Raw genomic sequence first — 2,362 nt, 5'->3', positions numbered from 1 at the left:
TTGTTTTTGAGAGATTTTTTAAGAAACCTTCCTATGTCCTTTTGTGTATATGTTGTTGAGTGCATCCTTATTACCCAATGCACTTACCTCATATACACATTTAAGTTTTCACTTGCCGATCTACTGAAGATAAAGATAAAATTGATTTATTCAGTTGCTTTTGATTTTATAAGAAAAGTTTTTATTTGAAGATAAATGAGTGCGTTTCCTCCTCATAACTAAAGTCTGGGGATTTCTCGCTTACAAAATGTTAAATTGAGATTAAGATGAAACATGGAAAAACTCTAATGTGGAATAGACATCCACAAAGAAAACCTTACAGGATGTATAATGGACAAAGATAAAAATATCAAAAGAGAATACACATTTCCATCTTCAAAAAAAGCAGTAGAAAAATTCCTCTGCGGCATCCCAAGTCCAGATATAACCATAGCGATAGAAGCATGCGGAATGTGGAGAGAACTACACAAGATCTTAACAGAGCAGAGGCACGAAGTAAAGCTTGCAAACTCGAAGAAAATAAAATTTTTTAAGAGATTATGTTACATCTACTTCTTCGCTTCGAGCCCCTCAACACCAAGAGGATCGTGTCTCTGGAAGTATGTTAAATCAATCATACTCCAATCATCAACATCGTTTTCACCATGTGTACCATCTGAATAACCAAGCTCATACATTCCAAACAAGAGATAGTTCATACAGCTTCTATAGTTTTTCCAGTATTTTGCACTCTCATACATCTGCTGTATACGTTTTATTAAAGGTACATCCTCCAAACCTCTACCCATAAATGTTGCATTATCAATCCCAGGGTTTGTTTCATGTCTAAGACCCAATGTATGTCCAAGCTCATGCATAAAACCACAAGCCGTCGCAATTCTTTTCTGACGCGGCAATATCGCAGGTGGGAAAAAACTCCTATAAACCTCCCTACAACATGGGATAGCCATCACATCATAAACAAGTTTAGAATCCTGCGGATGACACCATCCAGCAAAATGAACAACTACACAATAACGGAACACTCCTTTTCTTTCATCAGCGAAATGGTATTTGTAATATTCAGACACAATACCGCCTTCCTGATGAACATATGGCTCGTAAAACTCAAAATATTCTCCTCCACCACCCATGATCCCATCATCTATATGAAGGGTAATATCATGCTCGACGAACTTATCCATAACCATCTGTTGGCTTTCCTCCCAAAGCATATGTTCATCACCAAAAATACCTGGTTCTTTCTCCATAAAATCTACTTCAACGTAGATATCTTTTCTGTATGGATTTGCAAGATATTTTCTTAAACCGTATTCCTCAATGTTTTCAATACCATCAACATCAGGGTCAAGTTTCTCATGATCATCCCAAGTAAATGGGTCGTACCCCCATTTCCACTCCCAATCAGTTGTTACCCCATCTTTATCTGGATCGAGATAACGGTCATCCACGGTTGGATCAGTTCCAAGTATATTTACCTCAACCCAATATGGTATACCATCTCCGTCGTAATCTGATTGGTGAACACAAAACCATACTTCGAAAGTATCACCATTGAAATAACCATAACCATCTTTATCACCATAGTAGTCATCTCCAGTCCATCGCCCTGTTCTAGTATCATAAACAATTGTAAAGCTATCTTTTTCTACATCTACTGTTTTAAAAAGTTTTTTCTGAGTTTCATAAAGCTTAAACTCAATTGTACATTTCTCAAGTTTTTCATCTACCTTTCTGAACGCCTCCCATCCAACATAATCTGTATCCCATTTGTTTATTTGGCGACTCTTCCAAAAACCATCATGAATTACTGCCTCATAGCGATAATCCGGCACCCTCTTCAACCATCCTCCCATTTTCCTCATCTGGGCCTCTATTCCTTTTTTTCTTATCCGATTTACTTCTAATGATACTGCGTGAGTTGTTAACGGATTGATCCTGTCGTCAACAATATCTATCTTATCCAACCAACCTTCTTGTTTTAATTCATCATATGTTTTGGTAAGAATAGATGTAATCGGGATCTTTGGGACCTCAACAACTTCTTCCTCTTTTTTCTCTTCTCTATATATAAATACATATACAAAAATCGACAAAACGATAACAGCTACCATAATAACTGCTGCAATAAGGATTTGAGTTTTTTTCTTCACTACCAACATAGTATTCCCCAAAAACAGTAACTTTTATCTCATATTTATAGATTTATAGTAATTTATTTATATAAACTTATCGTTATTCATGGCGATTATTTATATAAACTTATCGTTATTCATGGCGATAGTTTAAACTTGGAAGATTAGCAGGCTTGGTACTGCGAAGTTAATTGTTGATCCTCATGGAGATGTCTCTATGTTTGAGT

Annotated in this window: 1 protein-coding gene; it reads right to left on the bottom strand. The window is 36.1% G+C overall.

Features of this window, described 5'->3' with window-relative positions:
• Positions 1-548: 548 nt before the first annotated feature.
• A complete protein-coding gene (locus QHH19_07205) occupies positions 549-2,153 on the bottom strand; it encodes a hypothetical protein (protein ID MDH7518107.1) in 1,605 nt (534 codons plus the stop codon).
• Positions 2,154-2,362: the final 209 nt, after the last annotated feature.

The sequence above is a fragment of the Candidatus Thermoplasmatota archaeon genome, from assembly GCA_029907305.1.
Classification (GTDB): domain Archaea; phylum Thermoplasmatota; class E2; order DHVEG-1; family DHVEG-1; genus JARYMC01.
This window is presented reverse-complemented; position numbering and strand designations above follow the sequence as displayed.